27 protein-coding genes are annotated in these 26,535 nt (G+C 51.9%); 20 read left to right on the top strand and 7 right to left on the bottom strand.

What is annotated here, in order from left to right:
• Positions 1–121: 121 nt before the first annotated feature.
• A complete protein-coding gene (locus DDY07_RS18855) occupies positions 122–970 on the bottom strand; it encodes an aldo/keto reductase (protein WP_171696998.1) in 849 nt (282 codons plus the stop codon).
• Positions 971–1,298: 328 nt separating this feature from the next.
• On the opposite strand from DDY07_RS18855, the gene DDY07_RS18850 reads away from it, so the two are divergent.
• From DDY07_RS18850 to DDY07_RS18820, 7 genes are all read left to right on the top strand, one after another.
• Positions 1,299–2,858 (top strand): VPLPA-CTERM sorting domain-containing protein, encoded by a 1,560-nt coding sequence (locus tag DDY07_RS18850; protein WP_171696997.1) that lies wholly within the window; start codon positions 1,299–1,301, stop codon positions 2,856–2,858.
• A 412-nt stretch (positions 2,859–3,270) separates the two neighbouring features.
• Positions 3,271–5,766 carry a hypothetical protein gene (locus DDY07_RS18845; protein ID WP_171696996.1) on the top strand — a complete coding sequence of 832 codons (2,496 nt, stop codon included), beginning with the start codon at positions 3,271–3,273 and terminating at the stop codon, positions 5,764–5,766.
• Positions 5,767–5,772: 6 nt separating this feature from the next.
• The gene (locus DDY07_RS18840; protein ID WP_171696995.1) at positions 5,773–6,108 is read left to right on the top strand and encodes a J domain-containing protein; all 336 of its coding nucleotides are present in this window, start codon (positions 5,773–5,775) and stop codon (positions 6,106–6,108) included.
• Positions 6,105–6,755 carry a nucleotide exchange factor GrpE gene (locus DDY07_RS18835; protein WP_171696994.1) on the top strand — a complete coding sequence of 217 codons (651 nt, stop codon included), beginning with the start codon at positions 6,105–6,107 and terminating at the stop codon, positions 6,753–6,755. Before DDY07_RS18840 ends, DDY07_RS18835 begins: the two co-directional genes overlap by 4 nt.
• A gap of 17 nt (positions 6,756–6,772) precedes the next feature.
• Positions 6,773–8,512, top strand: coding sequence for an Hsp70 family protein (locus tag DDY07_RS18830; protein WP_171696993.1), 1,740 nt, complete (start codon positions 6,773–6,775; stop codon positions 8,510–8,512).
• The gene (locus DDY07_RS18825; RefSeq protein WP_171696992.1) at positions 8,509–8,916 is read left to right on the top strand and encodes a hypothetical protein; all 408 of its coding nucleotides are present in this window, start codon (positions 8,509–8,511) and stop codon (positions 8,914–8,916) included. The genes DDY07_RS18830 and DDY07_RS18825 overlap by 4 nt, the downstream gene beginning before the upstream one ends.
• Before the next feature lie 120 nt (positions 8,917–9,036).
• Positions 9,037–9,507: a hypothetical protein gene (locus DDY07_RS18820; RefSeq protein WP_171696991.1), complete on the top strand. Its 471-nt coding sequence runs from the start codon at positions 9,037–9,039 to the stop codon at positions 9,505–9,507.
• An 11-nt stretch (positions 9,508–9,518) separates the two neighbouring features.
• Here DDY07_RS18820 and DDY07_RS18815 read toward each other — a convergent pair whose 3' ends face one another.
• Positions 9,519–10,268 carry a zinc ribbon domain-containing protein gene (locus DDY07_RS18815; RefSeq protein ID WP_171696990.1) on the bottom strand — a complete coding sequence of 250 codons (750 nt, stop codon included), beginning with the start codon at positions 10,266–10,268 and terminating at the stop codon, positions 9,519–9,521.
• A gap of 146 nt (positions 10,269–10,414) precedes the next feature.
• On the opposite strand from DDY07_RS18815, the gene DDY07_RS18810 reads away from it, so the two are divergent.
• On the top strand, positions 10,415–10,936 hold the full coding sequence (locus tag DDY07_RS18810) for a GNAT family N-acetyltransferase (RefSeq protein WP_171696989.1): 522 nt from the start codon (positions 10,415–10,417) through the stop codon (positions 10,934–10,936).
• A gap of 23 nt (positions 10,937–10,959) precedes the next feature.
• On the opposite strand, the gene DDY07_RS18805 is transcribed toward DDY07_RS18810, so the two are convergent.
• The 4 genes from DDY07_RS18805 to DDY07_RS18790 all read right to left on the bottom strand — a co-directional run bounded on the left by DDY07_RS18805 (position 10,960) and on the right by DDY07_RS18790 (position 15,623).
• Positions 10,960–11,871: a response regulator gene (locus DDY07_RS18805; RefSeq protein WP_216614778.1), complete on the bottom strand. Its 912-nt coding sequence runs from the start codon at positions 11,869–11,871 to the stop codon at positions 10,960–10,962.
• 480 nt (positions 11,872–12,351) lie between these two features.
• The gene (locus DDY07_RS18800; RefSeq protein ID WP_171696988.1) at positions 12,352–14,739 is read right to left on the bottom strand and encodes a Lon protease family protein; all 2,388 of its coding nucleotides are present in this window, start codon (positions 14,737–14,739) and stop codon (positions 12,352–12,354) included.
• A gap of 8 nt (positions 14,740–14,747) precedes the next feature.
• Entirely contained in the window at positions 14,748–15,356 is a 609-nt protein-coding gene (gene ribA, locus DDY07_RS18795) for a GTP cyclohydrolase II (protein ID WP_020484109.1), read from the bottom strand.
• Positions 15,357–15,383: 27 nt separating this feature from the next.
• Complete coding sequence (locus DDY07_RS18790) at positions 15,384–15,623, bottom strand: hypothetical protein (protein WP_171696987.1); 240 nt, start codon at positions 15,621–15,623, stop codon at positions 15,384–15,386.
• Between the two features lie 54 nt (positions 15,624–15,677).
• On the opposite strand from DDY07_RS18790, the gene mnmG reads away from it, so the two are divergent.
• From mnmG to DDY07_RS18770, 4 genes are read left to right on the top strand one after another with little or no spacing between them, the layout of a single operon-like run.
• On the top strand, positions 15,678–17,546 hold the full coding sequence (gene mnmG, locus DDY07_RS18785) for a tRNA uridine-5-carboxymethylaminomethyl(34) synthesis enzyme MnmG (RefSeq protein WP_171696986.1): 1,869 nt from the start codon (positions 15,678–15,680) through the stop codon (positions 17,544–17,546).
• Positions 17,546–18,172, top strand: a complete 627-nt coding sequence (gene rsmG / locus DDY07_RS18780; protein ID WP_171697833.1) for a 16S rRNA (guanine(527)-N(7))-methyltransferase RsmG — start codon at positions 17,546–17,548, stop codon at positions 18,170–18,172. The genes mnmG and rsmG overlap by 1 nt, the downstream gene beginning before the upstream one ends.
• A complete protein-coding gene (locus DDY07_RS18775) occupies positions 18,165–18,941 on the top strand; it encodes a ParA family protein (protein WP_171696985.1) in 777 nt (258 codons plus the stop codon). The genes rsmG and DDY07_RS18775 overlap by 8 nt, the downstream gene beginning before the upstream one ends.
• A complete protein-coding gene (locus DDY07_RS18770) occupies positions 18,938–19,786 on the top strand; it encodes a ParB/RepB/Spo0J family partition protein (RefSeq protein ID WP_171696984.1) in 849 nt (282 codons plus the stop codon). Before DDY07_RS18775 ends, DDY07_RS18770 begins: the two co-directional genes overlap by 4 nt.
• A gap of 165 nt (positions 19,787–19,951) precedes the next feature.
• Here DDY07_RS18770 and DDY07_RS18765 read toward each other — a convergent pair whose 3' ends face one another.
• Positions 19,952–20,098, bottom strand: coding sequence for a hypothetical protein (locus tag DDY07_RS18765; RefSeq protein ID WP_171696983.1), 147 nt, complete (start codon positions 20,096–20,098; stop codon positions 19,952–19,954).
• On the opposite strand from DDY07_RS18765, the gene DDY07_RS18760 reads away from it, so the two are divergent.
• From DDY07_RS18760 to atpD, 8 genes are all read left to right on the top strand, one after another.
• Positions 20,097–20,465, top strand: coding sequence for an ATP synthase subunit I (locus tag DDY07_RS18760; RefSeq protein ID WP_033156958.1), 369 nt, complete (start codon positions 20,097–20,099; stop codon positions 20,463–20,465). The genes DDY07_RS18765 and DDY07_RS18760 overlap by 2 nt on opposite strands.
• 17 nt (positions 20,466–20,482) lie before the next feature.
• Entirely contained in the window at positions 20,483–21,247 is a 765-nt protein-coding gene (atpB, locus tag DDY07_RS18755; protein WP_026147085.1) for a F0F1 ATP synthase subunit A, read from the top strand.
• Positions 21,248–21,289: 42 nt separating this feature from the next.
• The gene (atpE, locus tag DDY07_RS18750) at positions 21,290–21,574 is read left to right on the top strand and encodes a F0F1 ATP synthase subunit C (RefSeq protein ID WP_020484117.1); all 285 of its coding nucleotides are present in this window, start codon (positions 21,290–21,292) and stop codon (positions 21,572–21,574) included.
• An 84-nt stretch (positions 21,575–21,658) separates the two neighbouring features.
• Entirely contained in the window at positions 21,659–22,132 is a 474-nt protein-coding gene (locus DDY07_RS18745; RefSeq protein WP_026602690.1) for a F0F1 ATP synthase subunit B, read from the top strand.
• A gap of 3 nt (positions 22,133–22,135) precedes the next feature.
• Positions 22,136–22,666, top strand: a complete 531-nt coding sequence (locus tag DDY07_RS18740) for a F0F1 ATP synthase subunit delta (RefSeq protein ID WP_171696982.1) — start codon at positions 22,136–22,138, stop codon at positions 22,664–22,666.
• Positions 22,667–22,687: 21 nt separating this feature from the next.
• Complete coding sequence (gene atpA, locus DDY07_RS18735; protein ID WP_171696981.1) at positions 22,688–24,229, top strand: F0F1 ATP synthase subunit alpha; 1,542 nt, start codon at positions 22,688–22,690, stop codon at positions 24,227–24,229.
• Positions 24,230–24,240: 11 nt separating this feature from the next.
• Positions 24,241–25,104 (top strand): F0F1 ATP synthase subunit gamma, encoded by an 864-nt coding sequence (atpG, locus tag DDY07_RS18730; protein WP_171696980.1) that lies wholly within the window; start codon positions 24,241–24,243, stop codon positions 25,102–25,104.
• A gap of 42 nt (positions 25,105–25,146) precedes the next feature.
• Complete coding sequence (atpD, locus tag DDY07_RS18725) at positions 25,147–26,520, top strand: F0F1 ATP synthase subunit beta (RefSeq protein ID WP_033156954.1); 1,374 nt, start codon at positions 25,147–25,149, stop codon at positions 26,518–26,520.
• The last annotated feature ends 15 nt before the right edge of the window (positions 26,521–26,535 follow it).

Raw genomic sequence — 26,535 nt, 5'->3', positions numbered from 1 at the left:
CGGGAGAAGGTTAGGATGAGGGTTATAAATCAGTGGCTTACCGCCGTTCTATAAGCCTCTGCCGGGGGAGAGGCTTTTTTTTGGGAATTGGCTATTGATTCTTAGCGACGTCGAACCACGCTTAAAGCAAGGCTTCCACCGCCGCGCATTCCGCGCTAGTCAATTCAAACTCGAAAATAGCCAAATCCTCGCGGATATGCTCGGCGGATGTGGTGCCGGTTAAAGGCACGATGCCTATCTGCGTTAAATAGCGGAAGAATATTTGCGCCGGGCCACGCTGGTATTTTTCCGCCAGCGTTTTTACAGCCGTGTCAGCCAGGACTTTGGGGTTGGCCGTCAGCGTCCAAAAGCTTTGATAGACGATCTGCCGCTGCCGGCAAAACGCCCGCAGCTGTTTGTCGTAGCCGGTATCGGCATAAAACCGGTTCTGCAACACAGCGGGTTTAACCGTGGCGTTATCGTACAAAAATTCGAATAATTTAGGATCATAGCAATTGCTGATGCCCAGTTGCTTGGCACCGCCGCTTTGCTGAATCGCTTCCAATGCTTGCCAAACCTCCAGCAATTGCTTGCGGTCCGCCAGCGGCGAATGCAGCACCAGACCATCCAGATGATCGGTTTGCAGATTGTTTAACGAAACCTGGAAGGATTGCGCGACTTGCTCGGGCAGACTGGCTTTGGGGTCGTAAGGGATGCGTAACGGATCGTGGCCGTTCAGCGGCGTGAACTTGGTTTGCAAATATAGCTCGGACCGCGCCAAGCCCAACGTCCGGCAAGCCGCCAGTACACCTTCGCCAACCCCGGCCTCGTGGTAATGCTTGGGCTGGCAAGCCGTGTCGATGCCGCGAAACCCCAGCGTTAGCGCCTGTTCCACCAGCGCGGCGGTACGCTCCTGCTTCCAGGCCGTGCCGTAAATAATCCCCGGCATGCGCACCCCGGCGGCGGAGAGAATAAAGTCGTTGTCACTCATCACAGCTCCCGAAAAAGCCTTGATCTTCGGCGATCGCGGCCTAGGCGTCAATTACTGAGGTTTCTAAAAATACGTTCAGGTATCATCTGTGTTTGTTCAAAGGCATAACTTATTATGGTAGATTTATATGGCTTATAAATGCACGAGATTGAAGGCTATTCGATTGCCTACCTTTACTAGTTTAGATTGCCGGTTTGGTGTCAGATCGGCTTTTGGTTACATATTACTGTAATTTTTCTTTACCATCTGAAGGCTCCCTGAGGATAGTTTTATCCTCTGTTACCAAGGATTATCAGATACAAAATTTAATAAAGGACATGAAGAAATTATGTTGATCAAACATATCAATTTTAGCTTAATTCTATTAGCTTCCCTTGGTTCATCCGTTCAAGCTAGAGACTTGAGCTGGCAGTGTGAAAGTGGTAGTTGGGACAACGCTGAATGTTGGGCTCCCAATAATATACCGAATGCGGACGATAATATATTGATTTCCTCCGGGGCTAATATTTCAAGTAATTCGGTATATGTAAGTCATCCGGGGGCTATCTCCCATACCGGCGGGTATAATTCTATAGCTCATAACTTAATAAATACCGGGCGATATGCCTTAAGTGGTAATGCTGAGTTGCTGGCGGAACAGGAAATTATCGGTTATTTAGAAAGTGGTATATTCACTCAGCATGGTGGAACAAATAGAGTTACAAATCAACTTGATGTAGGCCTTTATACTAGCAATTCCACTCCTGGTTATTACACGCTTAACGATGGAAATCTGATAGTTTCTCAGGAAAATATTGGTATAGTAGGTTTTGGTGAGTTTACCCAAAATGGTGGTGTACATGACGTTGAGCATTTCCTTACTTTAGGATCTTACTATGGTAACAATGGCATCTATATTCAAAATTCCGGCCTTCTTAAGGCTGATTTTGAAAATATAGGCGACGCTGGGACAGGAAGGTTTGAACAAAACGGTGGTGTGAATACAGTAGGAGTATTAGGGATTGCGCAAAGTGGTGGTGGTTCAGGTAGCTATTTGCTAAATGGTCCAGGTCAATTATTGGCTAATAATGAATATATTGGTAACACCGGCGTTAGCGGCACATTTATCCAAAACGGTGGTTTAAATACTGTGAATGAACGTCTTGTAGTGGGGTTTCATACAAGCGGTAGTTATACTTTGAATGATGGATTAGTTTCAGCCTCCAATGAATATATCGGTATTTTTGGGGATGGTGTTTTTACACAACTTGGTGGGACTCACATTGTGAGCAACCAACTTATACTCGGTCTAAACGTCGGTAGCTCTGGGACCTACAACTTACAAGGCGGCTTACTGGATGTTTCTACTATTAATGCGGCGAATGAAGGAAATGCCAATTTCAACTTTACTGGTGGAAGGCTCGCAGTGGATACTTTCATTGGTAACCTAGTAAACAATGGAGGTGTGCTAGGACCGGGAAACTCCCCTGGAATCACGACGGTTCAAGGTGATTTTAGCCAATCTATCGATGGTACCTATGCCGTAGAGATAGGAGGGTTGCAGGCAGGCTCTGAATATGATGTTTTGAATGTTAGCGGTCGTGCAAGCCTGGGTGGTAGGCTGAGATTAAGTCTATTCGGTTTGGAAAATGGCTATGTATTGCAGGCTGGTCACAGCTTTGACATATTGACAGCGGTGGCTATTAGTGGGGCCTTTGACGACGTCACTTTTGATGATTTATCATCGAATCTCAGATGGAATATTGCCTATCTCGCCGATTTTGATGGTGATTTAGATGTCGTACGGTTAAATATTGCCGCAGTACCATTGCCACAATCTTGGCTAATGCTGTTGAGTGGTCTCGGCGTTTTTGTAGCATTAAAGCGCCGATCTGCTGGGGTGGCCTGAGTTAAGAGCCATAGGCTGGATATAGCAACGAGAAACCCAGTGAACTCTTTGAAATAACCGAGTTTATTTCCATCGTCACAGCTATTTGCATTAGAAAAATTTATCCGCTTCTCAGCTGGGTTTATTTGTCATTGAGCCCAGCAGCGGTAATGCAAACTCGCACCAGACTATATCAATTTGTGGAACTCGGCAAAGCTGGAGGCAATGCCGATTTTCGATTATGACTGATGTCGGCTAGGCCAATAGTCGACTTTCCGCCTCTCTAAAAGGCGCAAATCCGCGCCAGGTATCCTCTGAAAAGTCGATAATTATAGCTCATACAGAAGACTGGAAACAAAAGCATAACCGGTCACCTCATGCCCCCGCTGTTTTATAATGCCATTTTGAAGCATGGGCTATTGCCTGTACAGCCATGAAAAAAATCATCCAGAAAATTTCCGCCGGGCTCTCGGAATTGTCGTTACCGGAAAAAGCGCAGGCGCACTATGCCGCCGGGCGCTATAAGGAGGCAGGCGATTTATTCAAGGAACTGCTGAAGCAATCGGCCGACGCCGAAACCAAACGCTGCTTGGCCGATTGTTATCTGCAACGTGCTTGGGGAATGGCGGCCAAGGCCATGTTCAAGGAAGCCTGCGTGCTTTGGGAAAATTACGCGGCTAACGCGCAACCGCCGCTGCAAGCGCAAGACGCTTACCTGTTGTGGCTGTTGGCCGGCAAAAACGAGCGCAAAGCTTACGCCATATTGGATGGGTTGAATGCTCGGCAGTTGGACGAAGAGTTTCCAGTGCTTTCGGCATATCTGGGGATGCTACTGGTCTCCGGGGACACGGAGCTGTTGCCGCATTTGCCCGAGGATTCCGCGCTACGCAAACATTGGGAATGGGTCAGCGCGGCGCTGGCGGCTTATCGCAACGGCGAGCGGGAACCTTGCGAGCAGGCCTTGAAACCATTGCCGTTTCGTTCGGCGTTTCGCGATTTGCGCACCGTGCTGAAAGCCCAATTGCTGGAGGGCTCGGACATCGAACAAGCCCCGGCCCTGTTAGCCAAAATCCCCGATGAATCGCCTTATCAACCGCTGGCTAAGGCCTGCTTGGCTTATCGGCAATCCGGCGCGGATTTCGTCGCCAGCCTGTCGAGTCTGGAACACAATCAGCGCCGCATCGTTGCTCAGGCCAAAAGTCTCAATGCCCGTCAAAGCCAGTTATTGGAAGCGCTGGTCAAACTCAACGGCCAGCCGGACACCAAGACCCGCTTCAATCTGGTCCTGCAATATCGCGACGTATTCGGCAACGACGCCGCGCAAGTCTATTGCCTGGGCGCGTTGGCCGAGTATCCGGGCGGTGAAAAAGACTATTTCAAACACTTCGCCAGCAAGGACCCGTTCGAGGAAAACCGCTTGCAGGCCTTGTTGCACGAGCAAGCCGAAAACGCCTACGACGCCGGTTTTTTTTGGCAACGCTGCATCGATATTCTGAAACAAGACCGGCCGGCCAATGACCGAAAAATTGCGTTGATCCTCAGGCGCATGGCCGACAAGACTTATTCCGGCGAAGCGGCCGCAATGTTGGCCGACAGCCTGGAGTACGACCCCGACGACCGGCAAAGCTATCTAAAACTGTTAACGGTTTACCAGGAACAGCGGCCGAATGCGGCTCAGTACGAGCACTGGTTGGAACGTGGCCTGCAACGTTTTCCCGCCGATACCGACTTGTTGGTGCGGGCAGCCAAATCGGCCGCCGCCCGAAAAGCCTTTAAAAAGGCGGCGGCCTATGCCAAAGCCTTGTTGCAGATAGACCCCGTTAATACCTTGGCTAAACAGCTATTGTTTGCCAATCATATGGCCCATGCCCGCCGCTTGCTGAAAGCCGAAAAATTTCATTTGGTGGAAAAGGAGATTCAAGCAGCGGAACAATTAACCATCGATAAAAGCCTGCGCCGCCAAGCCGAGTTGTTACGCGGTTTTTATCTGTGGCAGGCCGAGGACAAAGCCCAAGGCTTGCAACGCATCGCCGATACGCTGGCAAGCCTGTATGACGATCCGGTCAATATGCATGTGCAGGCGCAGATCGAAGCCGGATTGCTGGAACTGCCGACACAGGGGCTTAGCCGCGCGCTGCCGGCGTTTAAGGACTATCTGCTGTCCGCCCCGCAATTGCAGCGGCTGATCGGCTTGCTGAATTATTACGACGAGCAATTGGACGATAACAGCCTCGTGCTGAAAGCCTTGGACAAAGTCAAAGCGCCGCTGAAAAAGTCGGTGGAATGGCTACTGGACCATGAAGCGCTGTTGCTCGCTTGGTGCGAGGCTTTAGAGAAGGTCGGTCATTTCGAGCTATTGAAGCACTGCGCCAAAATGGCTCAGGCTCGCCGACATACGCCGGCCTTGATGTATTACCGGACGCTGGCCGAATGCCAAGGCGATGCCAGCCATTTAGACTTAATGAGCTTATACCGCTTGGAAATCGGGTTGGCAGATGCGCGGGCGGATAACGACAACAGGACCGCCGGGTTGATCGCGCGCCTGCTCGAACGGGCCAGAGGCGTGCCTGAGTATTTGCCGATGCAGGATGAAGCGGACGACTTCGACCAGCCGCCGCTTAGCGACGATCCGATTGAAGATTTGTTCGGCCACATTCCGGACGCCGTGTTCAAGCGTATCGAAAAGAAAATCGAGGAACTGGTGCGAAAACGCGGTCCCGAGCAGTTCGTCGCCCAAATCATGCGTCAATACGGCAACGGCCGCGATGAGCAAAACCTGGCGATCTTGTTCATGAATCAAGACTTCCTATGGTGTGTGACGGTATGCGCCGCCGCAGAGGAGCTGAAACTCGAGATCGGCGTCGGTTTCGACGACATCGTCGCCCGCTTCAACCACGACTCACCGCAGTATTCGCTGCCTTTTAATTAACTGCTTATGATTTCACCGTATGACATTCTGGGCGTGCCCGAACAAACTAGCGACGCCGACATCAAACAAGCCTATTTGCAGCGGGTCAAGGACAATCCGCCCGACCGCGATCCCGCGCGCTTTCGCGAAATCCAGGAGGCTTTCGAAGCGATCAAGGACCAAGACAGTCGGCTACGCCACGCATTGTTTGCCGTGCCGCGTGTCGAATTCGACACGTTGCTGGCGCAAGCCTTCGGCCAATCGGCTACTGGCGAGACTATGCCCGCGGACGATTTCCTAAAGCTGGCGAGCACGCTGACCATCGAAAAATCGCTCGCTCAATTGACTAAAATGCCATCATGACCACAGAAACCCCGCAAGGCGAGTTGCTGACAGCCTTGCAGCACTATCTACAGGAAACCGACTTCGCCCATCTGACCGCAATCGACCAACCGGATTTGACTGCCCTATTCAGCGATTTGGCCGGCTTGAAAACCGAAGTCAAGGCCGAGTCGCGGCAATTCAAGGCTACGCTGGACAGCTTGAGCGATGCCGTCGAAACCTTGAAAGCCGACAATCGAGCCCTGGCGGACGAATTGGCGAAAGCCAACGAACGCCTGCAGCAACAACGCCGGGAGGACGAGCGAGCCCTGCTGCTGGAATGGCTGGATATTTACGACCGGCTCGATGCCGGCAATCGGGCCGTGCGGCAGTATCGGCCGGTCGATGGCTTGTTCCGGCATTCCAAACCACAGGACGTGCGCTTTATCGCCAGCGTCGGCGAAGGCCAGGAAATTACATTGAAGCGCTTGGAACAGATGCTGCAACGCCGGCGGGTGTTTGCCATCGATTGCGTCGGTCAGCCCTTCGACGCACGGACCATGGCGACCATCGCCATCGGCAACGATCCCGCGCAGGCAAACGCCGTCGTGCTGGAAGAACTGCGCAAGGGCTTTTTAATCGACGATCAAGTGCTGCGCTTGGCGGAAGTCAAGGTCAATAAACTTTAAGCATTCAGGGAACACATATGAACGACATCATCATCGGCATCGATCTAGGGACCACCAACTCGGAAGTCGCCATCGTCGAAAACGGCAAGGTCACCGTGATCGCCGACAGCGGCACAAAAATATTGCCGTCTTTCGTCGGGCTGGACGATAACGGCGAGATTCTGGTCGGCGCCAGCGCCCGCAATCAATACCTGATTTATCCGGAGCGCACCGTCAAGTCGATCAAGCGCCTGATGGGCCAGGATACCCGAGTCACGATGGCCGGTCAGGCCTACACGCCGCAGGAAATTTCCGCGATCATCCTGAAGCGCTTGAAAAGCATCGCAGAAGCCTATGTCGGCCGGCCTATAGCCAAGGCAGTGATTACCGTACCGGCCTATTTTTCCGATGCTCAGCGCCAGGCGACCCGCGAAGCCGGGGAAATCGCCGGATTGCAGGTGGTGCGGATGATCAACGAGCCGACCGCCGCCGCGCTGGTTTACGGCGCCGGCCAGCTCGAAGCCAAACGCATGCTGGTTTACGACTTGGGCGGCGGTACCTTCGATGTGTCGGCGGTCAGCGTGCAGAGCGGTGTCGTCGAGGTGCTGGCTAGCCATGGCGACAATCACCTGGGCGGCGACGATTTCGATCAACTGATCGTCGATCGCATCCTGGCGCATATTCGCCAGCAATTCGGCCTCGAAGTCGAGCCACACGGCAAGGCGATGGCGCGCATCGTAAGGGCGGCGGAGCAGGCAAAATTACAATTATCCGACGAACCCTACGCGATGATAGAGGAAGAATATTTGCTGGAGCGCCAAGGCACGCCGCTGCATTTGACGCTGGAACTGGCGCGTTCGGAATACGAAGACCTAATTGCCGACCACATAAATGCCACGCTGGACGCTACCCACATCGCGCTGAAGGGCGCGAAACTGATCGCCTCCGACATCGACGAAATCATACTGGTCGGCGGCTCGACGCGCATGCCGTGCATCCGCGAGCGCTTGTTCGACGAATTCGGTTTCGAGCCGCACGGCGAAGTCGATCCCGATCTGTGCGTGGCAATGGGCGCTGCAATGCAGGCGGCGATGATCAACGGCGAGGACATCGGCACGGTCTTGGTCGATGTGACGCCCTATACCTTCGGCACCTGCGCAGTTGGTAATCTTGACGGCATGCCGTATCCGTATCAGTACATCCCCATCGTGCATAAAAACAGCGTGTTGCCGGTGCGCAAGTCCGAAGCTTTCGAAACCTTTACCGACAATCAACGCGAAGTGAACGTGCGGATTTTTCAAGGCGAGGACCCGGATGCGTTGAACAACGTCGAAATCGGCGAATTTTTGGTCGAAGGCTTGTTGGACGTGCCGGCCGGCAACATCATCACCTTGACGCTGGACCTGGATTTGAACGGCATCTTGCATGTGTCGGCCCGGGAAAAAGCCTCCGGCAAGGAAAAAGCCATTACCATCAACAACGCGATTTCCCGCTTCGATAGCGGCGAACTGAGCAGCGCCAAACAGCGTATCGACGGCTTGTTCGGCGATTCGGCCGGTGGCGAGGCGGATTCGGTTCCGGAAAGCCCGGCCGTGGCTGCCGCGCGGCAAGTCATCAAGAAGGCCGAAGCCTTATTCGAAACCGTTTCCGCCGAAGACAAGGAAGACATGGTCGATTTGATCGAAACCATCTCGACTTGCCTGGAAAACGGCGACGAAGCAGGGCTAAGTGAGCCGGTCGAGCGCTTGAACGACATCATTTATTACCTGGAATCGTGATACCGCGCTGCCCGGCTTGCAACGCCCGGCTCGGTGCTGACACGCTGTGTCCTCGCTGCGGCGCCGAGTTGCAGTACATCTTCCGTAGCCAACGCTTGGCCGAGCAGTGGCTAGGCGTCGCATTACAAACCACGCGGGCCGGACGCTTGGCTATCGCGGTGCCGGCGGTGCTGCGCTCCTTGAGTTTCAAGCAAACGCCGGCAGCCAAGCTATTAAATGGCTTCTTGGTCCAGCAGTTGTATCGGGCGCTGTACGAAAATTTGGGCCGGCAGGATTGGCAAGAAGCGCGTGGCATGCTCAGTCTGTTACAAATGTTGCAAGCTGACAATGAAACCTTGCGCCGATTTGCCGAGATGATTGCCCAGTTGTCGGCGCAAACGGAATCAAATCATACTGTTGCTTAGGCTGTTAGCGGATTGCCGCTAAGCTACGCTTCCGGCTATTCAAATCCTTTAAGACTTAAATTGGCGACAAGCGCAAGTGCGCTTGGGTATAGTGTCTGCGTCTACTATCGGGAAATCACCATGAAAAAACTCCTGCTTACGCTGCTGGCCATCCTGCTGATCATCGAGGAATGGTTGTGGGATTTTCTGTCGGCTTGCGGGCACTATCTGGCGCTAATACTGAGGCTGGAAAGTGTTGAGCGTTGGTTGGCGCAAACTTCGCCGGCCATGGCTTTGCTGGCATTTACGATTCCGGTATTGATCGTCACTCCGCTGAATCTGGCTGCGCTGTCTTTGATAGTACATGGCCTGTTGTTGCAAGGCATTTTATTAGAGGTGTTCGCCAAGTTACTCGGTACCTTGCTGGTGTCGCGGGTGTTTAAATTGACCAAGCCGCAGTTGCTGACCTTCGGGCTTATCGCTTTTGTTTATCACGCCGTGATGGGTTGGCTGCAATGGGCGCACGCCAAGATTGTCGATACCGAGATTTACCGTTGGTCGCGGCAGGTAAAAGCGCAGGTGAAGGCGAAAGTGAAAGCGTGGTTGGGCTAAATTCTTGGTGGCTAATCGGGTTTCGGGCTCGTCAGCTTTTGCCGCTGTTTGAACAACACATAACCGCAGCTGATCAGCGCCGCTATCATCAACATTGCACCGAGTAACTGCGCGAGTTTAGCCAGCGCATGATCCTGGGCCAATAGGCCGGATTCGGTCAGTAAATATTCCCAATCGTGAAAACCGTAAGGGGCGGAATGGCCGAAATTGCCGCCCAGCAAGGGCAGTTGCCCGGCGCGAGCGTCATTGATATATGGGGCAATGTCCAAGAAGTTCTCGCCCACCCACCATAAACACAAGCCGGCGCCGAATGGATCGCGGGTTTTTAGCAGCAAGGTCAACATGCAAATCGTCGGCATCAGAATTTGGCCGAGGGTGCCGCCCAGCGAGGTGATAAATTGCCCGAACGGCCGGAAAATCACATGGCCGGCTTCGTGAAACGGCAGGTTGACCAGATGCAGAAACGATGCGCCGACCGCGTTGCTGGTCAGGCCCGGCGTAATCAGCAACCAGCTCCACAGCAAAAATCCTGGTAATAATAGGCAACGGCCCAGAAAAACGGCTTCGTTGTCCCGGTAGGCGTCGTCGCCAAATAGCGTGTCTGCGGGGTCTTCAAGAATAATGACAACTTGCGAGCGTTCCGCCGCCGGCATAGGTGTATCGCCGTGGTATTTGTAATATTTGGCAAAGACGATGCCGCAGTGCGGGCAGGTTTCCTCCGCGGGCAGCACATCCCGATGACACTTGGGGCATGGCTTCATGTTGGGGCTCCAGGCTTGGTGGGGGAAGATGAACGCAGCTTAGTGCCCATAAACCTTAGCAGCAAGGCTGGGTTTTTTCTGCTTCGGCAAGGTTTTATTTGTGCGTAAGTTAATTTGCCGAAGCAGCGAGTTTTTTGAGGTTAATCATGTTGGAACTGACATTTACCAGAGCCGAACCGGCTGATGCCGAGCAATTGGCGGAGTTTATCAATGCGGCGTATCGCGGCGAATCCAGCCGGCAGGGTTGGACCACCGAAGCCGATTTGCTGGATGGCCGACGCACCGATGCGGCGGATATTCTGGACTTAATCGCCGGTGCGGGGTCTATGATTTTGCAGTGTCGGCGGCAGGGAGATTTGTTAGGTTCGGTGCATTTACAAAAAGTCGATCAACAGGGGCATATCGGCATGTTGGCGGTCGCGCCGGCTATGCAAGGTTTGGGGATTGGCAAGCGTTTGTTGGCGGCGGCGGAAGCAGAGGCCGTGCAAACTTGGGGGGTTAATCATTTGGTGATGGCGGTGATCCCTTGTCGGGCCGAGCTGATGGCGTTTTACGAACGGCGCGGCTATCGGCGTACCGGCATCAGCAAAGCGTTTCCGATAAATCCCGAGATGTGGACGCCAAAAGTGGCGGATTTGTCTCTGGAGTTATTGGAAAAGTGCCTGTAAGCCAGCTTGTTTAAGCGCAGAACCTAGGTCGGTAAACTAAGGGTGGCAATCACTTGATTGCCGTTTCCAAGGTATTCCAGTGAGTCGAAACTCAGCATTCGCGACAAGGCTATGCCGCGGCCATGCAGATCGGAGGCGCGTTCCGGGGAGAAATCCAGGTAAGGAGATGGATCGAAGCCTTTGCCCTGGTCTTTGATGGTAAAGATGGTCTGAGTGGGTGTTCTAACGATTTTAACCTGCACGAATTTGTTTTTATATTCGGGCAAACCCAATCGGCGCTCGATTTCTTCCCGCCAACAACCTTGACCTACCAATTCGGTTTTTTCTTGATAACTAATGCCCAGATTGCCATGCTCGACGGCGTTGAGCAGCAATTCGGAAAGCCCGGTGGCGACCTTTTCCGGGTTGCATGATAACCCGGTCAGCAGTGCGGTCAAGCCATTGACCTCGCTCAAGGTCCGGAAAGAAAACTCCGCTTTTCTCAATAAACCCAGCGCCACCTTTTTGTTGCTAATCCGGGTTCTCAAAGTCTTGTGGCGGCGGCTGTCTTCCAGCGCTGCCGCTACGAAAGCCAGTAAAATTTTTTCGTCGTAGGGCTTGGTAAGGTAATGGTAAACCCCGGCTTGAATGCCTTCTACGATCGACTCCCGCGATGATTCACCGGTCTGGAAAATAACCGGCAGATCGCTAAAGCGCGGGTCAGCTTTGATCTTGGCCAATAAGGCCATGCCATCCATCTGCGGCATGTTGCGGTCGGTAACCACAATGTCAAACGGCTTTTCGCTGCTGTTCAACATCTGCCAGGCTTCGAGCCCGTCCTCGGCGGATTGAACTTCGTAACCGGCAGATTGCAGATATGTGCGGAGGATGTCCCGCATCAGTTTCACATCGTCGGCGATGAGGATGCTGGCTTTATAGTCGGAATTGGATTTCAACGCCAAATCTCCTTGAGGCTACGGATAATACAAACATTTTAGTAGCCCTGGCCTCATAGACAGTCTGCTGTGATAGAAAATAGCGTTTCGAAACAAAGTTTAGCGGCCAATCCCCATTTTGCCCACACAGTGAGTATCGATAATTTATTTTTGCGATTTTTCAAATATATGTTAAACGAATCACAAAAGCATACGGGCAAAAATGCCGCTTGCTTTTGGTGCGGCCCTGTTTGGCCTGTCATGGTTGAATCGCAAGCGCGATATGGCCTAGCTTGCGATAACTCTTTTGTATTCTAAGCTGCTTGGTTAGCCTTATCCGAATGTCTTCGATTAAGGCTAACCAGGTTTATTGAAGCCCGCGTTTTTAAGATCTAGCCCTCACGCATGTCTCAGCTGTAGTGAGCATTTTCAATCGGTTGCCACCGACTGCACGGGTTGTATCTTGCTGCAATCTTGGTTGATGAGCCGAGCGACGCGGCGTTATGCCCCGGTCTCGGTTTCCTTATCCTCGTCCACCGACATATCGGAAATTTCCTTTAAACGGGCGACGGCTTTGAAATTGACGCTGCCTTCCGGGTACTGGCCTTCCGCATTGATAGTGCCGGCTTCTTGTCCGGTGAGCAGGCTCAAGGCTTCATCGACGCTGGAAACACTGTAAATGGCAAATAGGCCTTGCTCGACGGCATCCACCACTTGCTGTTTCAGCATCAAATTGCGTTTGTTCGATGCCGGAATGATCACTGCTTGTTTGCCGGTCAAACCGCGCGCCGCACAGAGCTCAAAGAAGCCTTCAATTTTCTCGTTAACGCCGCCGATGGCTTGTACTTCGCCGTACTGATTGATCGAGCCGGTCATCGCAAAGCCTTGTTGAATCGGCGTGCGCGTCAGTGCCGAAATCAGACAGCACAACTCGGCCAAGGAGGCGCTGTCGCCGTCTATGTGGCCATAGGATTGTTCCATGGCAATGCTGGCGGAAATGGCTAGTGGAAATTGCTGAGCGTAACAGTGCCCCAGGTAACCGCTCAAAATCATCACGCCCTTGGAATGGATGGGTTGGCCCAGTTCCACTTCGCGCTCAATATCGACAATGCCTCTGGAGCCGGGGTGCACGGTGGCGGTGATCCGCGCCGGCGCACCGAAGCTGCTGCCGCCGATGTCCATCACGGTCAGGCCGTTCACCTTGCCGATGGCTTGGCCTTCGGTATCGATCAGGATCGTGCCTTCCAGCATTTCTTCCAGAATCGCTTCGGCGATGCGGCCATTGCGTTGTGCGCGGGCGGCTAAAGCCAGTTCAATTTCGGTTTTATCAATGTTGGTAGCGTTGGTTTGGCTGGCCAACAGATTGGCTTCGGCGATGATTTCCAGGCAGCTATTAACGTGCGCGGACAGGCGTTGTTGGTTTTCCGCCAGCCGGCAGCTGTATTCGATCAGTCGTAACAATGCGCCGTCGGTTAAGGTTTTGGCGCCGGAGTCGTTGGCGTGGCGCTTCAGCAATTGCACGAATTGGCTGACATTGTCAGGGCTGCGTTTGATGTGGTCGTCAAAGTCGGCCAGCACCCGAAACATCTCGTTGAACTCGCTATCCAGTTCTTCCAAGAGGTAATAAATATCACGCGAGCCGACCAGAATGACTTTGACATTCAGTGGAATCACGCCGGGTTTCAGGGTGATGGTATTTATGCCCAGCTCGGAATAAGGTGATTCGATTTCGACACGCCCAGCTTGCAGGGCTCGCTTCAGGCCTTCCCAAACGAAGGGATAGGTCAGCACTTTTTCCGCATCCAGGATCAGGTAACCGCCGTTGGCGCGGTGCAAGGAGCCGGGGCAGATGCGCCGGTAACTGGTCACCAAGGTGCCTTGGTCACTGATATATTCGATGCGGCCGAACAGGTTTTGGTAAATGGGGTGCGGTTCGTAGATCACCGGCGCGCCGTTGCCGTCGTGTTTGCAATCCACCAGGATGTTGGGCAGGTATTGCTCGATCAGTGCTAGACGCTTGGCGATGATCTCGCGGCTATCCTGGCTGCGGCTAGGCATCAGCAATTCGCCGATGGTGTTGCTCAGGCTTTTTTCGATTTCCGCCAAGTAAGTAATGACGTCATCGACATTTTGGTATTTGTCGTTCAGCTCGGCCAGCAGCGGCTCCAACGCTTGCTTGATGGTGTCGTTGTCGAGCTGGCGGGTTTCTTCCACCAGCGTACGCCGCCACTGCGGCAGTTCCAGCAATACGTCGCCGAGAAATTCTTCCAACTCTTCAGTGTGTTGGTGGAAGGCATCGCGCTCCGCTTGCGGCAGTAGAGTGAATTGGTCTTCGTCCAGCGCCTTGTCGTTGCGGATTGGTAGAAAAGTGATGGTGTCGCTGTCACGATACAGCGCCACGCTCATCTCGCGGGCTTTGGCGTCGACCAGGTCGATGGCGGCGTTGTAACGCTGGTTAAAGCGGCGCTCTATCGCGGTTTTCTTTTGTTGGTAACTCGGGCTTTCGAAGGCGGCGGGAAAGGTGGCCAGCACGTCGTCGATCAGCTTTTCGATGTCCTTGGCAAAAGCATGCCCTTCCCCGGATGGCAGTTCGATAGCCACTGGCTCGCGCTGATTCTCGAAATTATCGACGTAAGCGTAGGACAGCGGTGATTCCTGCTGTTCGGCGTAGATGTTGAGGTAATGGCTGACCATCGACAAGCGGCCGGTGCCGGGGTCGCCCATCACGAAGATGTTGTAGCCCGGCGCCTTCATCGCAATGCCAAACGCTAAAGCGGATTGAGCGCGAGTTTGGCCGAGGATGACGTTGTATTGTGCGCTTGGCGCTGCGCTGGGCAAGTCAATTGCCAGCTTCAGGGCCGAGACCGGCAATTTCAGTTGTTCAAGCATGATGCGGGTTATTTGCTGTTAGGCATCGACAGCATGTGGCTCATGCGTTCGGCTTTGGTTTTCAGATATTCAAGATTGTCTTGATGAATGCGGGTTTCGATGGCGATGCGGTTGTTCACCTTGATGCCCAACTTGGTCAGTTCGTCGATTTTCAATGGATTGTTGGTGATCAATTCGATAGAGCGGACTTGTAGGCTATTCAAAATCAGCGCGGCAATGTCGTATTGGCGTTCGTCGGCCAGGTGGCCAAGCTTGATGTTGGCATCGACGGTATCCAGCCCCTGGTCTTGCAGATTGTAAGCCTGGAGCTTTTTCAGCAAGCCGATGCCGCGGCCTTCCTGGCGTAGATAAATCAAAACGCCGCAGCCGGCGGTGTTGATCAAATCCAGGGCCATGTCCAGCTGTTCGCCGCAATCGCAACGCCGTGAGCCCAGCACATCGCCGGTGAAACACTCGGAATGGATGCGTACCGGAACGTCTTCCTTGCCGGCTACCTCGCCTTTCACAAAGGCGACATGTTCTTTTTTGTCGAGGCTATTGCTGTAGTAGTGCAGGATGAATTCGCCGTGCTTGGTGGGAATTCGGGTTTGAACTTTATCTTCTATGCTTGCTTTCACTGCTGTGGGAGTCCTCAATCTGCGGCATTAAGCGGCAATTGCCCGCGACTGCTTAGCGGCAGAAGCGATGTTCATATGCCTGGAGCCTTTCGTAATTGCTGAGTTGGCAACGATTACGAAAGGCTCCAGGCCAGCGTGTTTGGCTTTGCGGCGATAGCGAGTTTTGTCGGCGAAAACCTGCGCTTTGTTGAACTGATGGGCGAATTTCGCCACCGGGTTTTTATTGGGCTTGTCTTGCAAGTCCTTGTTGGGGTTTTGTTTTCTCATGCTTTTTTCTCCGCAAGCTATTAAAATAACGTTTTATTTGAACATAGATTGCCTGTGAAATTCCAGAAAGACTTTGATGTGATCGTAGTGGGTGGCGGCCATGCCGGTACCGAGGCAGCCTTGGCTGCTGCCCGTTCTGGTGCGCAAACTCTGTTGTTATCGCAAAACATTGAGACCTTGGGGCAGATGAGTTGCAACCCGGCGATAGGCGGGATTGGTAAGGGACATCTGGTCAAAGAAGTGGATGCGCTGGGCGGCATCATGGCGCAGGCCATCGATAAAGGCGGCATCCAGTTCCGCATTCTGAATGCCAGCAAAGGTCCAGCGGTACGGGCGACCCGGGCGCAGGCGGACCGGATGCTTTATAAGCAAGCGGTGCGTACTGCATTGGAAAATCAGTCCAACCTGGCGCTGTTTCAACAAACCGTATCCGATTTGATCGTGCAGGGTGACCGGGTGACTGGGGTCAAAACCCAGATGGGTCTGGAGTTCAACGCCCGGGCGGTGGTGTTGACCGCCGGTACCTTCTTGGCTGGCCGCATTCATATCGGTCTGGAAAATTACAGCGGCGGCCGCGCCGGCGACGCGGCATCGATTGCGTTGGCAGAACGTTTACGTGAGTTGCCGTTTCGGATTGGCCGCCTGAAAACCGGCACCCCGGCGCGCATCGACGGCCGCACTATCGATTACAGCAAGTTGCAGGAACAGCACGGCGACACGCCGCTGCCGGTATTTTCGTTCATGGGTAGCCGCGAACAGCATCCACGACAAATTTGCTGCCATATTACCCGCACTAATCAAGAAACCCACGACATCATTCGCTCCGGTCTGGATCGGTCGCCAATGTATTCCGGCATTATCGAAGGCGTGGGGCCACGTTACTGTCCGTCCATTGAAGATAAGGTAGTGCGTTTTGCCGACCGCGATTCACACCAGATTTTCGTCGAACCGGAAGGCTTGACGACCAATGAAGTTTACCCGAACGGCATTTCCACCAGCTTGCCGTTCGATATTCAGTATCGGTTTATCAGGACCATGCTCGGTTTTGAAAATGCCGAAATCGTCCGTCCCGGTTATGCCATCGAATACGATTTTTTCGATCCGCGCGATTTGAAAACCTCGCTGGAAACCAAGCATATGAACGCACTGTTCTTCGCCGGCCAGATCAATGGCACCACTGGCTACGAAGAAGCTGCTGCCCAAGGCTTGATCGCCGGTTTGAATGCGGCGCGTCTGGCCAAAGGCCTGGAAAGTTGGTGTCCCGGCCGTGACGAAGCCTACATCGGCGTGATGATCGATGATTTGATCACGCGCGGCACTGCCGAGCCTTACCGGATGTTCACCAGTCGCGCCGAATATCGTTTGCAACTGCGCGAGGACAATGCCGATTTGCGCTTGACCGAACAAGGTCGGGAGTTGGGTTTGGTCGACGACGAACGCTGGCGGCGCTTCGAGGAAAAGCGCGAAGCCATCGCCAATCTGCAGGGCAAGCTGGCGAAAAAATGGATACGCACCGAATCCGACGAAGCAGCGTTGGCAGAAGAGTTGTGGGGCAAAAAACTGTTGAAAGAAGCCAGCCTGATGGAAATGCTGCGCCGGCCGGAAGTGGATGTCGAGAATCTGCTGCGTTTCAGCGACGAAACCGAAGTGGATGAGCAAGTCGCGGAGCAGGTGGCGATCCAAGCCAAATATGCCGGTTATATCGATCGTCAGAAAACCGAAATCAACCGTACTCAACGTTACGAACACTTGAAGTTGCCGGAAAATGTCGATTACAGCCTGGTCTCTGGGCTCTCCAATGAGGTCAGCGAAAAGCTCAAAAAACAACGCCCGGAAACCTTAGGGCAAGCCTCGCGGATTCCGGGTATTACCCCGGCGGCGATTTCGTTGTTGTTGGTGCATTTGAAAAAGAAAAGCGCTTGATGGACGTCTGTCGCGAAAAACTGGAGCAAGGCTTAAGGGCCTTGTCGCTGGAGATTGGTGGCGAGCGAATCGACGCGCTGCTCAATTTCGTCAAATTAATCGTCAAGTGGAACAAAGCCTATAACCTAACGGCGGTGCGCGATCCGCTGGAGATGGTCAGTCTACACATTCTGGATAGTTTGGCGATTCTGCCGTATCTTCATGGTTCGCGTGTTGCCGACATCGGTACAGGTGCCGGCTTGCCGGGCATTCCTCTGGCGATTTGCCGGCCGGATTGTCATTTCACCTTAGTTGACTCTAATTCCAAAAAAACCCGCTTCGTTCAGCAGGCCGTACTTGAGTTAAAGCTGAAAAATGTCGAGGTCGTGCATAGCCGAGTTGAACTGCTGGAGCCGGCAGAATTATTTTCCACGGTGCTTTGCCGGGCGTTTGCCAGCATGCCCGACATTCTGCAACTCACCGGGCATTTGTTGGCGGAGGATGGTGTGCTGCTGGCGATGAAAGGTCAGCAGCCCGAGCAAGAGCTGATAGACTTGGCCGCAACATACAGCGTGATTTCGCTGACGGTGCCCGGCATAGACGCCGAACGCTGCCTGATTCGACTGGAGAAACCCAAGCATGGCTAAGATTATCGCGATTACCAACCAAAAAGGCGGCGTCGGCAAAACCACCACTAGCGTCAATCTGGCGGCGGCTTTGGCGGCAACCAAGCGCAAGGTGTTGTTAATCGATCTGGACCCGCAAGGCAATGCGGCGATGGGTTGTGGCGTGAATAAGGAAGAAATCGAATATTCCAGCTGCGAGCTGTTGCTGGAAGAAGTGCCGGTTTCCGAGATTGTCGTGAAAAACAAGCAACTGGGGTTTGATTTGATCCCCGGCAATGCCGATTTAACCGCTGCCGAAGTGCAATTGATGAGCGCACAGCATCGTGAACGGCGCCTGGCAGACGCTTTATTGGCTATAAAAGATCAGTACGACTACATCTTGATCGACTGTCCTCCGTCCCTAAATATGCTGACCCTAAACGCGATGGTCGCCGCCAACAGTGTGTTGATTCCGATGCAGTGCGAATATTATTCGCTGGAAGGTCTGTCGTCATTAATGTCGACCTTACGCAGTATCCGCGATAGTGTGAATCCCGGTTTGTATCTGGAAGGCATATTGCGAACCATGGTGGATAGCCGTAGCCGCTTGGGTAAGGATGTTTCCGACCAGTTAATCGAATATTTCGGTGACAAAGTCTTTAGGACTACTATCCCCAGAAACATTCGTCTGGCTGAGGCACCTAGCCATGGCGTGCCGGTGTTGGCTTACGATAAAGCTTCACGCGGCGCGATGGCATACATCGCGTTGGCGGGTGAAATGATCAGAAAAGAAAAAGCGGCAAAAAAATGATGCAAAAAAAACGCGGTTTAGGGCGAGGTTTGAGCGAGTTGCTGGGCGACGTGAGCGCGCCGGTGCCGGAAAAATCTCAAGACACGCAAAGTTTGCCTATCGAGTTTTTACAGCGCGGCAAGTATCAGCCGCGCAAGGATATGGATCCGGAGAAGCTGAAGGAGTTATCCGATTCGATTGCTGCGCAAGGCATTATCCAGCCCATCATCGTCCGCAAAATAAACGGCGAGAAATACGAAATTATTGCCGGAGAGCGCCGGTGGCGAGCGGCGCAATTGGCCGAGTTACAGGACGTGCCGGTATTAATCAAGGATTTGGATGATCGTTCGGTGATGGCAATCGCCTTGATCGAGAACATTCAGCGCGAGGATTTGAATGCGCTGGAAGAAGCCGAGGCTTTGCACCGCTTGCAGGACGAATTCGAACTCACCCATCAGCAGATCGCTACTGCGGTAGGCAAGTCGCGCACTACGGTCACTAACTTATTACGCTTGCTGGAACTGGCTGGCGAAGTGAAAGGCATGTTGGGCAAGGGTTTGCTGGAAATGGGACATGCCCGCGCCTTGCTGGGGTTGGACGAAGCCAAGCAAGTGGAAATTGCCAACAAAGCTGTGAAACAAGGCTTGACCGTCAGAGCGGTAGAAAAGCTGGTGCGCGAACAGCATGAAGATAAGCCTGCGGTAGTAAAAAAAATAGATCCGGATACCTTGCGTTTGCAACGCGATCTGAGCGAACGAACCGGTGCCAAGGTGGAAATCAATCATCAGAGCAGCGGCAAAGGTAAATTGATTTTTACTTACACCAGTTTGGAAGAGCTGGAAGGCATCATAAAGAAAATCAATTGAGTGCTTCGGGGCTGGCAAATGTCGTATTTCGGTCATGGTTCGGTGCTTTGTCGGATTTGCTACAATGCCGTTTTGGGTAACATTGCAGAAAATCAATATGTTACGAAATGGCATGCGTATTGCTATAAGCGTTGGGATTGAGCGTTTGGAATGCGTCTGTATTGGCTAGGTGTGGACAGTGGGCTCGTTGGGATAGTCTTGCCAAATCAACAAGGTGGCGACGCTGATTGCTTCTTGCTGAACGTGCTTACCTTGCTTTAGACGTGCTGGCTGGATATAATCGCCCAGCTCAAGACGAAAGGGGAAGTACATGACAGCTAGAAATGATTTTTCTACTGTCAGAAAAGTAGTTTTTGGACAGGTCCTGATGGCTGCATTAGTGGCGTCGGGATTTTTATTGATAGGCGGTTGGAAAAGTGCAGTGTCTCCGTTATTCGGAGGGTTTGTGGCTTTACTGCCCAATCTGTATTTTGCCTACAAAATCTATCTGGCCAAGGATTTGGGCGCGCAGGGTATCGTTAATGCATTTTATGCAGGCGAAACGGTTAAGTTAATTTTGACGGTAGCCCTGTTTTCAATTGTTTTACAGATTCCCTCTGTTGATTTCTTAACGCTGATGGTGGGTTACATCGCAGTGTTGTCGGTTTTTTGGTTTGCGCTGTTTTGGTGGCGTGATTAGTTTTTTAGCGAGGACAAATGAGTACTGAAGGTGGCGCAACCGGTTATATAGTCCATCACTTAACACCCTTGTCGGTGGGTGAGGGATTTTGGACATTGCATCTGGATACCTTGTTTTTCTCTGCATTTTTAGGCGGATTGTTCATTCTGTTCTTCAAAACGGTGGCGGAAAGAGCGACATCCGGCGTGCCGGGGTTGGCGCAAAATATTGCCGAGACCTTGGTCGAATTCGTTGATACGCAAGTTAAGGACAGTTTTCACGGCCGTAGTCCTTTAATTGCGCCGCTGTCGTTAACGATTTTTTGCTGGGTGTTCATGTGGAATGCCATGGACATGTTGCCGGTGGATTTGTTACCGATGATAGGCAGTTTGATGGGCATGGAATACATGCGTGTGGTGCCAAGTACCGATTTGAACGGTACCTTTGCCTTGTCTATCAGCGTATTTTTCCTGATCTTCTTTTATAGCATTAAGGTTAAAGGCTTGATGGGGTTTGCCAAGGAAATGACTTGCACACCTTTCGGCCCGAAAATGATGCCGTTCAATCTGCTGCTGAAAACAGTTGAAGAATTGGCGAAACCTATCTCGCTGGGTCTGCGGTTATTCGGTAACTTGTATGCCGGTGAGTTGGTATTTATCCTGATTGCCTTGTTGCCGCCTATCGTTCAGCCATTGCTGGGTTTTCCTTGGGCGGTATTTCACATCCTGGTTATTACCCTGCAAGCCTTCATATTCATGGTGTTAACCATTGTGTATTTGAGCTTGGCGCACGAAGATCATTAATAGTTTTATTTTCAACTTTCATATCAATATTTAGGAGACACTATGGAACTCGCATCATTAATTGCCAACGTACAAGGCTTCACCGTTATCGCAGTTGGCATCATTTTGGGCTTGGGCGCAATCGGTACTGCTATCGGCTTCGGTCTGTTGGGCGGTAAATTCCTGGAAGGCGCTGCTCGTCAACCTGAGTTGGTTCCAATGTTGCAGGTCAAAATGTTCATCATCGCCGGTTTGCTTGACGCGGTAACCATGATCGGTGTTGGTCTGGCTCTGATGTTGACCTTCGCAAACCCATTCCTTTCAGCCGTTCAATCTGTTGCAGGTTAATTAGCAATTATCGGATTCATTTGAATAAGCTAAGCCTTATTCGCATACCGATAGAATGACAACGGCATTACGAGGAAAGCATCAATGAGCATCAATGCTACTCTGATCGGGCAGATGATAACTTTCACACTTCTGGTTTGGTTTACCATGAAGTATGTCTGGCCACCGATCATTGCCGCTCTGGAAGAGCGCAAAACCAAAATTTCCGAAGGTTTGGCCGCGGCCGAGAAGGGCCAGGAAGAGATTAAATTGGCCGAGAAAAAAGCCAAGAGCCTGCTGAAGGAAGCAAAAGAACAATCGGCGGAAATCGTCAGTGCAGCGCAAAAACGCGCCAATCAGCTGGTTGAAGAGTCGAAAGATCAAGCCAAAAAAGAAGGCGAGCGTTTGCTTGAAGCAGCAAAAGCCCAGATAGAGCAGGAAATGCTGCAAGCCAAAGAGAGCTTGCGCAAGGAAGTATCCTCACTGGCTTTGCGTGCCGCTGAACAGATTTTGAAAGAAGAAATCGACAAAGCCAAGCATCAAGACATTCTCAGCAAAGCAGCGGATCAATTGGGTTAAGCAATGGCTGAGTTATCGACATTAGCAAGACCTTACGCGGAAGCAGCTTTCAAGCGTGCCAAGGAAACGGGGTCGTCCAAACAATGGTCCGATTCGTTGACGTTTTTGTCTTTGGTCATCCAGGATGAGGCATTGGCTGCCATTGTCAAAAATCCTCGGGTTGGCAAACAGCATACAGCACAGCTGATTCTGGATATTTGCCAGGATCAAATACATGACGAAGCCAAGAATCTTCTGAAAGTGTTGATAGAAAATGACAAGCTGCCCCTACTGCCGCAAATTTCGGTGATGTTCGAGCAGTACAAAGCGGACGATGAAGGCTACGCCAATGTGGATTTATACAGCGCGTATTCTCTGACAAAAGCCGAGCAAGGCAAGTATGTCGCCATGCTGGAAAAGCTTTTGCATAAAAAGGTCAATGTATCCGTTTCTGTCGATAAATCGTTAATTGGGGGCATCCTCGCTAAAGCGGGCGATAAAGTCATCGACGGTTCTATCAAAGGCCAGCTTCATCAATTAGCTAAAAGACTTTAAGAGTTAGAGCGGGAAAATAAAATGCAATTAAATCCATCAGAAATAAGTGATCTGATCAAAAAGAAGATCGAGAACTTCGACGCCCATGTTGAGGCACATACCGAAGGCACCGTAGTCAGTGTCACCGACGGTATTGTTCGGGTTCACGGTCTGTCGGAAGCAATGCAAGGCGAAATGCTGGAATTCCCTGGCGGCTCTTACGGCATGGCTTTGAACCTGGAAAGAGACTCGGTCGGTGTGGTAATGCTCGGTGCTTATCAACACATCACCGAAGGCGATACTGTTAAATGTACCGGTAGAATTTTAGAAGTGCCGGTGGGTGAGGCATTGTTGGGCCGTGTGGTCGATGCCTTGGGTAACCCTATCGACGGCAAAGGCGCCATCGAAACTAAATTAAGTTCGCCTATCGAAAAAATTGCTCCAGGCGTTATCGCCAGACAATCGGTTGATCAACCGGTGCAAATTGGTTTGAAAGCGATTGACTCGATGATTCCCGTTGGTCGCGGTCAACGTGAGTTGATCATCGGTGACAGACAAACCGGTAAAACCGCCATTGCGATTGATGCGATCATCAATCAAAAAGGCACCGGCATCAAATGTATTTATGTGGCTATCGGTCAGAAGCGTTCTTCTATTGCCAACGTGGTTCGCAAACTGGAAGAACACGGCGCGATGGAGCACACTATCATCGTGGTGGCTTCGGCTTCTGAATCGGCAGCGCTGCAATTTATTGCACCCTACACCGGTTGCTCAATGGGCGAATATTTCCGCGACATTGGTGAAGATGCGCTGATCATTTATGACGATTTGACCAAGCAAGCTTGGGCGTATCGCCAAATTTCCTTGCTGTTGCGTCGTCCGCCAGGTCGTGAAGCCTACCCTGGTGACGTGTTTTACATCCACTCACGTTTGCTGGAACGCGCTGCGCGTATTAACGCGGTTGAAGTCGAAAAACTGACCAACGGAAAAGTAAAAGGCAAAACCGGTTCATTAACTGCATTGCCGATTATCGAAACCCAAGGCGGCGACGTATCGGCTTTCGTACCGACCAACGTAATCTCCATCACCGACGGCCAGATCTTCCTGGAAACCGGTCTGTTCAATTCGGGTATTCGTCCTGCGGTTAACGCCGGTCTGTCAGTATCTCGGGTTGGCGGCGCGGCACAAACCAAGATCATCAAAAAGCTGGGCGGCGGTATTCGTCTGGATTTGGCGCAGTTTCGCGAATTGGCGGCTTTTGCGCAGTTCGCTTCCGATTTGGACGAAAGTACACGCAAGCAAATCGAACGCGGCCAACGGGTTACCGAGCTGATGAAACAAAATCAATACGCGCCGATGTCGGTTGCGGACATGAGTGTTTCCTTGTACGCGGCAAATGCTGGATTCCTGGACAGCCTGGAAGTTAAAAAGGTCCGCGATTTCGAAGCGGCTTTGCTGGACTTCATGCACGCCGACGAATCTGCTTTGATGGCTAAAATCAACGAGAAAGGCGACTATAACGACGAGATTCAAAAAGGCATTCACAGTGCCATTGAACGTTTCGTCAAGACCGGTAGCTGGTAAAGGGTCCGCACATGGCTGTTGGCAAAGAGATACGTACCAAGATCGCGAGTATTAAGAATACTCAGAAGATTACTCGGGCCATGGAAATGGTGGCAGCGAGCAAGATGCGTAAAACCAAAGACAGAATGCAGGCCACCCGGCCTTACGCGAAGAAGATAGGCCAGATAATCAAACATCTGGCTTATGCCAATCCCGAATACAAGCATCCTTTTTTGATCGAACGCGAAGTGAAGCGCATCGGCATCATCGTAGTGAGCTCCGATAGAGGTTTGTGCGGTGGTCTGAATGCCAACTTGTTTCGAAAAGTTTTAGGCGAAATGCAGCAATGGCAAAGCCGCCAGATCGAAGTAGACGTCTGCACCATCGGTAGCAAAGCGGCGGGTTTTTTCAGCATGATCAAAGCTAACCTGATAGGACAAGTCTCGAAATTGGGGGATACACCGCATCAGAGCGAAATTATCGGCACGATCAAAATCATGCTGGATGCGTTTGCCGCTGGTGAAATTGACGAGTTGTTTTTGATTAGTAATGACTTTGTAAACACCATGACACAAAAACCGGTGGTGCAAAAATTGTTGCCGGTTGCCGTGGGTGATTTGGCTGAAGAGTCCAAAGGTCGCTGGGATTACTTATACGAACCTGATGCTAAAGAAGTATTGGACAGTTTATTGATCCGATATGTGGAATCCGCGGTTTTCCAAGGTTTAGTGGAAAACAACGCCTGCGAGCAGGCTGCCCGAATGGTGGCAATGAAAAGCGCATCCGATAACGCCGGGAATATCATTAAAGAATTGCAACTGGTTTATAACAAAGCCAGACAGGCGGCAATTACGCAAGAGATTTCCGAAATCGTGGCCGGCGCTGCCGCTGTTTAGTGCATCAAGACAAGTTTAGAGATTTTAAAAGAGGACGACATAATGAGTTTGGGTAAAATCGTTCAGATCATCGGTGCGGTCGTAGACGTGGAGTTTCCACGCGATAACCTGCCGAAAGTATATGATGCGTTAAATGTTAAGGGCGGTCTGGTTTTGGAAGTTCAGCAGCAATTGGGCGACGGCGTAGTCCGGACCATTGCGATGGGTTCCACCGACGGTTTGAGCCGTGGTGTTGAAGTCAGCAACTCTGGCGAAGCGATCAAGGTACCGGTCGGTCAAGCAACTCTGGGACGCATCATGAATGTCCTTGGCGAAGCTATCGATGAAAAAGGGCCTATCGGTGAGAAAGAGAAGTGGACTATCCACCGCGACGCCCCTTCCTACGACGAACAAGCGCCAGCTAACGAACTGTTGGAAACCGGTATCAAAGTTATCGACTTGGTTTGCCCGTTCGCAAAAGGCGGTAAAGTCGGTCTGTTCGGTGGCGCCGGCGTGGGCAAGACCGTTAACATGATGGAATTGATCCGTAACATCGCGATTGAGCACAGCGGTTTCTCGGTATTTGCTGGCGTCGGTGAGCGGACTCGTGAAGGTAACGACTTCTATCACGAGATGACCGACTCCAACGTTATCGACAAAGTATCACTGGTTTACGGGCAAATGAACGAACCACCTGGCAACCGTTTGCGCGTCGCGCTGACCGGTTTGACCATGGCGGAGTTTTTCCGCGACGAAGGTCGTGACGTACTGTTCTTCGTTGACAACATTTATCGTTACACTTTGGCGGGTACCGAAGTATCGGCGCTGCTTGGACGTATGCCTTCCGCGGTAGGTTATCAGCCTACACTGGCTGAAGAGATGGGTGTGTTGCAGGAACGGATTACCTCGACTAAAACCGGTTCCATCACTTCTATCCAAGCGGTATACGTACCAGCGGACGACTTGACCGACCCGTCGCCTGCTACAACCTTCGCTCACTTGGACGCGACCGTAGTATTGTCGCGGCAGATCGCCGAGTTGGGTATTTATCCGGCTATCGATCCGCTGGATTCCAGCAGTCGTCAGCTGGATCCATTGGTTATCGGCCAAGAGCATTATGAAGTAGCCCGTTCGGTACAAGGTATTTTGCAACGCTATAAAGAACTGCGCGACATTATCGCCATCTTGGGTATGGACGAGTTGTCGGAAGACGACAAACTGACCGTATCCAGAGCGCGTAAAATCCAACGCTTCTTGTCGCAGCCGTTCTTCGTTGCCGAAGTATTCACCGGTTCACCAGGTAAATACGTGTCCCTGAAAGATACCATTGCCGGTTTCAAAGGCATTATCAGCGGCGAATACGACAGTCTTCCCGAGCAAGCTTTCTACATGGTCGGCACAATCGACGAAGCCATTGAAAAAGCCAAAGGCATGTAAACCACCTCATAGGAG

It is taken from the genome of Methylomonas sp. ZR1 (genome assembly GCF_013141865.1).
GTDB lineage: Bacteria > Pseudomonadota > Gammaproteobacteria > Methylococcales > Methylomonadaceae > Methylomonas.
The sequence above is the reverse complement of the archived record's forward strand: the minus strand, read 5'-3'. Positions and strand labels throughout refer to the sequence as shown.